Origin of the sequence: Butyricicoccus intestinisimiae (assembly GCF_018918345.1) — a bacterium.
Classification (GTDB): Bacteria; Bacillota; Clostridia; order Oscillospirales; family Butyricicoccaceae; genus Butyricicoccus_A; species Butyricicoccus_A intestinisimiae.
In genome coordinates, this window is sequence record NZ_JAHLQI010000005.1 from 205,677 (window position 1) to 214,969 (window position 9,293).

6 protein-coding genes and 1 riboswitch are annotated in these 9,293 nt (G+C 51.3%); of the genes, 5 read left to right on the forward strand and 1 reads right to left on the reverse strand.

Annotated elements, in window-relative coordinates:
- Positions 1-3: 3 nt before the first annotated feature.
- Positions 4-990 carry an ABC transporter permease subunit gene (locus KQI75_RS10510; protein ID WP_216470753.1) on the forward strand — a complete coding sequence of 329 codons (987 nt, stop codon included), beginning with the start codon at positions 4-6 and terminating at the stop codon, positions 988-990.
- Positions 991-1,125: 135 nt separating this feature from the next.
- Here KQI75_RS10510 and metK read toward each other — a convergent pair whose 3' ends face one another.
- On the reverse strand, positions 1,126-2,310 hold the full coding sequence (metK, locus tag KQI75_RS10515) for a methionine adenosyltransferase (RefSeq protein ID WP_216470754.1): 1,185 nt from the start codon (positions 2,308-2,310) through the stop codon (positions 1,126-1,128).
- A gap of 85 nt (positions 2,311-2,395) precedes the next feature.
- Positions 2,396-2,495: riboswitch (SAM riboswitch) on the reverse strand.
- 191 nt (positions 2,496-2,686) lie between these two features.
- Between metK and KQI75_RS10520 the strand changes: the two genes are divergently transcribed.
- The 4 genes from KQI75_RS10520 to KQI75_RS10535 all read left to right on the forward strand — a co-directional run bounded on the left by KQI75_RS10520 (position 2,687) and on the right by KQI75_RS10535 (position 9,120).
- On the forward strand, positions 2,687-4,123 hold the full coding sequence (locus KQI75_RS10520) for an AMP-binding protein (RefSeq protein WP_216470755.1): 1,437 nt from the start codon (positions 2,687-2,689) through the stop codon (positions 4,121-4,123).
- A 234-nt stretch (positions 4,124-4,357) separates the two neighbouring features.
- Positions 4,358-7,321: an acyl-CoA dehydratase activase-related protein gene (locus KQI75_RS10525; RefSeq protein WP_216470756.1), complete on the forward strand. Its 2,964-nt coding sequence runs from the start codon at positions 4,358-4,360 to the stop codon at positions 7,319-7,321.
- A complete protein-coding gene (locus KQI75_RS10530) occupies positions 7,305-8,561 on the forward strand; it encodes a 2-hydroxyacyl-CoA dehydratase (protein WP_216470757.1) in 1,257 nt (418 codons plus the stop codon). The genes KQI75_RS10525 and KQI75_RS10530 overlap by 17 nt, the downstream gene beginning before the upstream one ends.
- A 52-nt stretch (positions 8,562-8,613) precedes the next feature.
- Positions 8,614-9,120, forward strand: coding sequence for an O-acetyl-ADP-ribose deacetylase (locus tag KQI75_RS10535; RefSeq protein ID WP_216470758.1), 507 nt, complete (start codon positions 8,614-8,616; stop codon positions 9,118-9,120).
- Positions 9,121-9,293 lie beyond the last annotated feature (173 nt).

Sequence of the window (9,293 nt, forward strand, 5' to 3'; positions counted from 1 at the left end):
ATAATGGAAGCAACAAAAAAGGGCTTTGATTTCAAAAAATTCATGTCAGACAACGCTATGTGGTTTGTTCTGATTATTCTGGCAATTGCTCTGACCGCGGTTCGTCCGAAGTTTATGACGGTCGGCAACCTGACCACGCTGATTTCTTCTGAGTCCGTAAAGGGCATCATTACCTGCGGCGTTTGCTGGTGCATCCTGTCCGCCGGTATCGATCTGGGTCCTGGTGCTGTAGCTGCTCTGTCCGCTGTAGTATCCGCATCCCTCGCACAGCAAGCTGATCTGCCGAGTCGTCTGATTAGCGTGCATATGCCGGCAGTTGTTTGTATCATCGTTGCTATGGTTATCGGCGCAATTGTTGGTATTATCTGCGGCTGGCTGGTCGCTTGCACACATATCCATCCGTTTATCGCGACGTTGGGTTCACAGCTCATATGTCGAGCTTTGGCAAAGATGTACTCCAATAAGCCGGTATCTAATCTGGATCAGAGCTTCCGTAATTTCGCCGTTTATAAAGTCGGCGGCATTCCGATGGTTGTATTCATCTTCTTGATTGTATTTATCATTTCGTGGTTCATGATGACGCAGTGCCGCTTTGGCAAGAACATCTTCGCAATCGGCGGCAACCGTCAGGCAGCACGCGTAGCAGGCATCAACGTAGAAAAGAACCTGATTCTCACCTACATGTGGTGTGGTCTGGTGTCCGGTCTGGCTGGCGCAATGCTGGCAGCTCGTACCGGTTCTGCTGACCCGTCCACCAACGGTCTGCAGTACGAGTTCGATGCAATCGCAGCAGCTACCATCGGTGGTACTTCTCAGACAGGCGGTATCTGCCGCATGTCCGGTGTACTGTCCGGTATCCTGATCCTCGGCATCATCAACAACGGCCTCGTTCTTCTGGGTGTTAACGATAACCTGACACAGGTAATCAAGGGTCTGATTATCGTAGTATCCGTAGTAGTTGATATGAGAAAGAACGCTGTTCGCCCGTAAGAAACATTCAAAAAAACATAGGCTCTCATTCTCTTGTACACAGGGAGGCTGCGGATTCGTCCGCAGCCTCTTTTGTATGCGCAAAAAAAGAGTGTGTATCTGAAAAGATACACACTCTGTCTGTTATTATGGAAATTAGCCTGCGACAGCAGCTTTGAGCGCATCTACGCGGTCGGTCTTTTCCCAAGACACATCCAGATCGGTGCGGCCCATGTGACCGTAAGCGGCGAGCTGACGGTAAATCGGACGGCGCAGATCCAAATCGCGGATGATTGCGGTCGGACGCAGATCGAATACCTGCTCAACGGCATCTTCCAGCTTGGAATCAGCAACCGTGCCGGTGCCGAAGGTGTCTACGCGGACGGATACCGGCTGTGCTACGCCGATGGCGTATGCGAGCTGTACCTGACACTTGTCAGCCAGACCGGCAGCAACGATGTTCTTTGCCACGTAACGAGCAGCGTAAGCAGCAGAGCGGTCAACCTTGGTCGGGTCCTTGCCGGAGAATGCGCCGCCGCCGTGCGGTGCAGAACCGCCGTATGTATCAACGATGATCTTACGGCCGGTCAAACCAGAGTCGCCCTGCGGGCCGCCGATGACGAAACGGCCGGTCGGATTGACGAAAATGCGAGTGTTTTCGTCGAACAGATCTGCCGGCAGCGTCGGCTTGATAACCAGCTCAATCATATCCTTGCGGATCTGCTCCAGCGTGACATCCGGATCATGCTGGGTGGACAGAACAACCGTGTCGATGTGAATCGGCTTGTTGTTTTCGTCATACTCAACGGTAACCTGTGTCTTGCCGTCCGGACGCAGATAGCTGACAGTGCCAGCCTTGCGCACGTCGGTCAGCTTCTTTGCCATCTTCTGTGCCAGAGAAATCGGCAGCGGCATCAGCTCCGGCGTCTCGGTGCAGGCATAGCCGAACATCATGCCCTGATCGCCTGCGCCATTGGTCAGGTCGAGAGCAGCGTCTTCCTTGGTTTCCAGTGCCTTGTCAACGCCCATAGCAATGTCGGTGGACTGCTTGTCAATGCTGGTGACAACAGCGCAGGTGTCGCAGTCAAAGCCATACTTTGCGCGGTCATAGCCGATCTCACGAACGGTCTCGCGAGCGATGGTGCCGTAATCGACAACGGCGTTGGTGGTAATCTCGCCCATGATGGAGATGATGCCGGTGGTTACGGTCGTCTCACAAGCAACACGAGCGGTCGGGTCTTTTGCGATGATTGCGTCTAGAATTGCGTCAGAAATCTGATCGCAGATTTTGTCCGGATGTCCTTCGGTAACGGACTCAGAGGTAAATAAGTTCTTTCCCATTGGGATACCTTCTTTCTATGAGATATGTTTTTTGATTTAACGAATAAAAAAGCGCTTCTGCAAATTACACAGAGCGCCGAACGATCCCTCATCTCTCGATCTGGTAATACCGCCGGATTTGGCACCTTGCTATAGTAGGTTGCCGGGCTTCATAGGGCCGTTCCCTCCACCTCTCTTGATAAGGATATTCACTTGTTGCAACTATCCTAATACTTTTTCGCCGGTCTGTCAAGGATAAAATCAGATAAATTTCAAATTTTCTGCAAAAAAATACAGGAAATTTGGTTGAAAGAACGCGCACGGCATGGTATGATTTTTAGTAGTGATGGTTATTTTGTGTTACGCCGTTTCACACGCAAGACAGGAGTGGAATCAAATGGATATTTCTGCAATTTACAAGCATCCGGAGGACGTCGTAGCGGTTACTTCCTCTTCCGGTTCGATTACTTATGGAGAGCTGTACCGCAGATCGGAAAATCTGGCAAAGCATATCATTGCATCTGGCGCAAAGCGTGTCATTGTGTACGGTCATAAAGAATACAGCATGGTTCTGGCATACGTTGCCTGTCTGCGTGCGGGCGTGCCGTATATTCCGGTCAGCCCGCAGCAGCCGGTCGGCCGCCGCAAGGCGATTGCATCGCAGGCGGACGCAGGCTTGATTTTATGTGCCGTTGGCCGCGGCTTTGCGGGAGCGGGTTCGGCGCTGTCGCTGAACATTATGGCGGTATCCGATGAGGCGCCGGAGCAGGAAGTGCAGCTGCCGGATGCATATGCGGAAGATCAGCTCGCCTATATTACCTTTACTTCCGGCAGTACGGGCAATCCGAAGGGCGTGCAGGCAACGCGCGGCAATTTGAACAATTACATTGACTGGATGGATAAAACCATTCCGCTCAAGCCGGAGGAAGAGGGGACGATCCTCAATCTGGCAATGTTCTCGATTGACCTGTCTCTGACAGATATTTACTATGCGCTGACGCATGGACGCACACTTGTGACGACCAATTCGGAAATTCAGCAGCATTTGACCAAGCTATATCCGCATCTGGAAAAATCCAATGCGGCGATGATGGTTCTTCCGCCGACGCTTGTGCATTTTATGATGCAGAGCAACCGATTCGGCAGAGAGATGATGCCGAACCTGCGGGTAGTTTATCTGTCCGGTGAGTCGCTGCATCCGGGCACGGTGCGCCACCTGCTCAAGTGCTTTGACGGGGATTTGACGGTCATCAACGGATATGGTCCGACGGAGGCGACCTGCAATGTCTGTGCGGCGCAAATTACGGATGATATGTGTGATGACAGACTTCCGGTGGGCATTGTAAAGGATGCCTGCACGACCATTCGCATTATGAAGGACAATGAGGATGTTCCGGTTGGTGAAGAAGGCGAAATTGTCCTGATCGGCAAGAGTGTGACGGGCGGATATACCAACGAAGAAGAGGGCGGATTCTGTACGATTGACGGACAGCCTGCATTCCGCACCGGTGATATTGGTCTGATAACGGAGGACGGCAGACTGTATTGGAGCTATCGAAAGAATGGCATGATTAAGGTGCGCGGTGTGCGCATTGAGCCGGGCGACGTAGAAAATCACATGGTGCGCATTCATGGCGTCACCGGCTGCGGCGTTGTCGAACGCTATGGTCATCTGGTGGCATATGTCACCGTCAGCCATGAGATGACACCGGGACAGATTCGCGCGGCGGCGCGTCCGCATCTGCCGACACATATGATTCCAGGCATTGTCCGCATCGTGGATTCGCTCCCGATGACAGAGAACGGCAAACTGGATCGAGATCGGTTGGAGTGACAAGAAAAAATGGCCGGCGATTCCTATCGCCGGCTTTTTGCATTGTGCAAATAGTTCTCCATACCGAAAGATAAGTGTTATAATTTTGTAAAAGAATCAGAAAATGGCAGGAACAGCCGGCAGAAATGTTGACTATTTTTTTGAAAATGAGTAATATGATACTAATAGTTTTTAATTCGTGTGCGTCACATGGCTCTGCTGTGATGACAGAGCGAGAAGAAAAAAGGTTATTATATGAATGTGTATTTAGGTATTGATATCGGTTCAACAACCGTAAAACTCGTGGCGGCCGGCGTAAATGATGCGACTGGACGCCTTGAAATTTTGTATCGGAAATATGAGCGGCATTTCTCGAAGGTGCGTGAAAAAGCCTGTGAGATGCTGCGGGACGCCAAGCAGGTAATCGGTGATGCAAATATTTGCGTGGCAATTACCGGCTCGGCAGGCCTCGGTGTGGCAAAGGCAAGTGGTGTAGACTTTGTACAGGAAGTTTTTGCGACGAGAAAATGCGTCGGAACCTTTGTGCCGAAGGCGGATGTGGTCATTGAATTGGGCGGCGAGGATGCAAAAATTGTGTTCCTGACCGGACAGCTGGAGGAACGAATGAATGGCTCCTGTGCCGGTGGTACGGGCGCTTTTATTGACCAGATGGCCGTGCTGCTCGATGTGCAGCCGAATGAACTGGATGCACTCTCGCTGAAGGCAGAGCGCATTTATACCATCGCATCGCGCTGCGGCGTCTTTGCAAAGAGTGATATACAGCCATTGCTCAACGAAGGCGCCCGCAAAGAAGATGTGGCGGCTTCTATTTTTCAGGCTGTTGTCAATCAGACGGTTGCCGGTCTGGCGCAGGGACGTGAAATTGAAGGGGATGTTGTGTTCCTCGGCGGCCCGCTGTTTTTCTTTAAGGGCTTGCAGAAGCGGTTTCAGGAGACACTGCAGCTGTCTGATGAGCACGCGCATTTTCCGGAATTGGCTCCGTATGCCATTGCTGCCGGTGCGGCAGTTTACGCAAAGGATACGTCGGAAAAGACGTATACCTATCAGGAGCTGCTGGATACGCTGGAAAAAACCGCGAATATTCGCGTGAAAACAGCAACGCTGGAGCCGCTGTTCCAAGGGGAGGAAGCGTACATTGAGTTCCGCCGCCGTCACAATTCGCATGACATCATGCGCGAAAACGTGACGATGTACAGCGGCAAGGCATATCTTGGCATTGACTGCGGCTCGACGACAACAAAACTGGTGCTGATCGGTGAGAACCATCAGATTTTGTTTAACTATTACAGCCCGAACAAGGGCAATCCGGTTGATGTCGTCAGAGAACAGCTCATCAAGCTGTATGAGCTGTGCGGAGACCGCATTCGCATAGCCGGTTCTGCCGTTACAGGCTATGGTGAAGCGCTGATTCTCAATGCGTTTGGCGTCGATCATGGTCTTGTTGAAACCATGGCGCATTTTAAGGCAGCGCGTCATTTTGAGCCGGATGTTGACTTTATCATTGATATTGGCGGACAGGACATCAAGTGCTTTAAGATTGCCAACAATTGTATCGACAATATTTCTCTGAATGAGGCGTGCTCCTCCGGCTGCGGCTCGTTTATTGAGACCTTCGCGCGCTCGATGGGATACAGCATCGAAGAATTTTGCCGCTTGGGTCTGTTTGCAGAGCATCCGATTGACCTCGGCTCGCGCTGCACCGTATTTATGAACTCGTCTGTCAAGCAGGCGCAGAAGGACGGCGCAGGCATTGACGCCATTTCTGCCGGTTTGTCCGTCAGTGTTGTCAAAAATGCGCTGTATAAAGTTATTCGTGCGCATTCTCCGGACGATCTCGGCAAACACATCGTGGTACAGGGCGGTACGTTCCTGAATGATGCGATTTTGCGCTCGTTTGAAATGGAAATTGGCAGAAATGTCACCCGTCCGGTGATTTCCGGCCTGATGGGCGCGTATGGCGCAGCCCTGCACGCAATGGCAAACGAGAAAGAGACCAGCTCGCTGATTTCTCTGGATGAGCTGAAAAACTTTACACATAAAACAACCTCCGTCAAGTGCGGCATGTGCACCAATCACTGTTCCCTGACGGTTTCCATGTTCCCGGGCGGCCGCAAATTTATCTCCGGCAATCGCTGTGAACGTCCGCTTGGCGGCGGAGATAAGCTCAAGCTGCCGAATTTGTATGAGTACAAGCTCAATCGCTTGCAGCAATACCGCAAGAGCCAGCCGGGCAAGGCGAGAATCGGCATTCCGTTTGGACTCAATATGTTTGAACTGCTGCCGTTCTGGCACACGTTCTTGACGCATTTGGATTTTGAAGTTGTGCTGTCGGATGTTTCGACCCGCGCCATGTACGCACAGGGTCAGAACTCGATTCCGTCGGATACCGTCTGTTATCCGGCTAAGCTCATGCACGGTCACATAGAAAACCTGTTGAGCAAGGGCGTCGATGCAATTTTCTATCCGTGCATGACGTATAATCTGGATGAACACCGCACGGCAAACTGCTATAACTGTCCGGTTGTAGCGTATTATCCGGAGCTGCTCAAGGCGAATATGAGCCATTTGCAGGGTGTCGATTTTATGATGCCGTATATCGAGCTGGACAGAAAGAAGGATTTCCTCAAGACAGCATGTGCGCTGTTTGTCAAGAAATATCCGCATATCAATAAAAAGATGGTCAAGCAGGCAGCGGAAGCGGGCTATGCAGAGCTGGATCGCTATTATGCGGACATTGCCGCACAGGGCAAGGAGGCAATTGCCTACGCTGAGGAGCACGGCTTGGAGATTGCCGTGCTGGCGGGACGCCCGTATCACATTGATCCGGAAATCAACCACGGCATTGACCGCTTGATTCAGTCGTACAACATGGTCATTGTATCCGAGGACGCTGTCGCACCGCTGGCAGAGATGCCGACCGTCAATGTCCTGAACCAGTGGACGTATCATTCCCGCATGTATGCCGCTGCCAACTGGGCCGTACACAGACCGGATGCACAGCTCATACAGCTGGTATCCTTCGGCTGCGGCATTGACGCCGTTACAACCGACGAAATGCGCGCCATCACGGAAGAAGGCGGCAAAATTTATACACAGCTGAAAATTGATGAGATTAACAATTTGGGTGCTGCGAAAATTCGTATCCGCAGTATGCTCGCCGCAGTAGAGGAGGGAAAACAGAATGCAGGAAACGCGTGAAATCCCGCATGTTCCGTTTACCGAGGACATGAAAAAAGACTATACCATTCTGGTTCCGAACATGCTGCCGGTGCAGCTCAAGCTGATTACTTCCATCATGAAGAACTACGGCTACAACATGGAGGTTCTGGAAACCGAAGGGCCGCAGATTGCAGAGTGCGGTCTGAAAAATGTACATAACGATACCTGTTATCCGGCTCTGCTCGTCATCGGTCAGTTTATTGATGCGCTGGAATCCGGCAAGTATGACCTGCACAAGGTTGCGCTTATGATTACGCAGACGGGCGGCGGCTGCCGTGCGTCCAATTACATTCATCTGCTGCGCAAGGCACTCATCAAAAACGGCATGGGGTATATTCCGGTCATCTCGCTGAACTTCTCCGGCTTGGAGAAAAATGCAAATCCGGGCTTTAAGCTGACGCGAAAGGCGTTTATTCAGGTTGCTTACGGCGTGCTGCTCGGTGACTTTATCATGCACATCTTTAACCAGTGCCGCCCGTATGAGGTGCACAAGGGTGACTGCCAGAAGGCAGTGGATGAGCTGTTCAATAAAATCACAAAGGACTTCCGCGGAGATAAGTTGATTCGCTATAAGTATGTCCGCATGATGTATGTGCTCATCTGTAAGCGGTTTGCGCAGATTGAGATGGAAAACTTTGGTTCGAAAAAGAAAGTCGGCATTGTCGGAGAGATTTATGTCAAATTTTCTCCGCTTGGAAACAACAATTTGGAACAGTTCCTGCTCGGAGAGGGTACGGAGCCGGTGCTGGCGGGACTGCTGGATTTCTGTCTGTATTGTATCTACAATGGCATTATTGACTTCCAGCTGTACGGACGCTCGATAAAAAGTGCGGCTGTTATGCAGGCGGTTTATCGATTCCTGCTCAGCAAGCAGAAGGATATGATTGATGTCATCAAGCGCGATGGACATTTCCGTCCGATGATGGAATTTGAGCGCGTGCGCAAGCTTTCGCATAAAATTATCAGCCCTGGCGTCAAGATGGGTGAAGGCTGGCTGCTTCCGGCAGAAATGGTAGAACTGATTGAGGAAAATGTGCCGAATATTGTTCTGACCCAGCCGTTCGGCTGTCTGCCGAACCACATTGCGGGCAAGGGCATGATTCGCAAAATTCGGGAGATCTATCCGGAGGCAAACATCGTCAGCGTAGACTACGATCCGGGTGCATCACGCATCAATCAGGAAAATCGTATCAAGCTGATGCTTTCCAATGCAAAATAAATCAAACGGCGCGGGGACTCCTGCGCCGTTTTTTTGTCAGGAGGAAAAAACGATGAAATTATCCATTGAACAGGGCGATATTACGACATATGCCGTGGATGCGATTGTTAATGCGGCGAATTGTTCGCTGCTCGGCGGAGGCGGTGTGGACGGCGCAATTCATCGGGCGGCAGGAAAGCAGCTGCTTGCAGAGTGCCGCACGCTGCACGGCTGTGAGACCGGAAAAGCAAAAATCACAAAGGGCTATCAGCTGCCAGCGAAGTATGTTGTGCACACGCCGGGACCGATTTGGCGCGGTGGAAACCATAACGAAGCGCAGCTGCTCGCCAATAGCTACCGAAACAGTCTGGCCGTTGCGTGGGAGCATGGCTGCCGTACCGTGGCATTTCCGTCTATCAGCACGGGCGTGTATCATTTTCCGTTGGAACAGGCGGCAGATATTGCCGTGCAGACCATCGCGCAGTTTTTGCAGACGCATCCGGATATGGAGCGCGTCACCATGGTTTGCTTTGACCACGCAACGTATCAGGCATACGAGAGAGCGGTGAAACGGCTGTGAACCTTATCGTCTGGGTGTCAGTGATGCCAGACGACAGCTTTTGTGTATAGAATGAGAAAAAACGGTATAGTTACACAAAAAAACGCAAATAAACGCGAAAAAAGTGTTGACTTTGTGTCGAAAAAGGTGTATTCTATTCAGGCACTCAACGAGAGGGCATCACAAACCAGTCA

Excerpts from the sequence above, each read along its gene's own strand:
- KQI75_RS10510 (WP_216470753.1), top strand. The coding sequence starts at position 4 with ATGGAAGCAACAAAAAAGGGCTTTGATTTCAAAAAATTCATGTCAGAC.
- metK (WP_216470754.1), bottom strand. The coding sequence starts at position 2,310 with ATGGGAAAGAACTTATTTACCTCTGAGTCCGTTACCGAAGGACATCCG.
- KQI75_RS10520 (WP_216470755.1), top strand. The coding sequence starts at position 2,687 with ATGGATATTTCTGCAATTTACAAGCATCCGGAGGACGTCGTAGCGGTT.
- KQI75_RS10525 (WP_216470756.1), top strand. The coding sequence starts at position 4,358 with ATGAATGTGTATTTAGGTATTGATATCGGTTCAACAACCGTAAAACTC.
- KQI75_RS10530 (WP_216470757.1), top strand. The coding sequence starts at position 7,305 with ATGCAGGAAACGCGTGAAATCCCGCATGTTCCGTTTACCGAGGACATG.
- KQI75_RS10535 (WP_216470758.1), top strand. The coding sequence starts at position 8,614 with ATGAAATTATCCATTGAACAGGGCGATATTACGACATATGCCGTGGAT.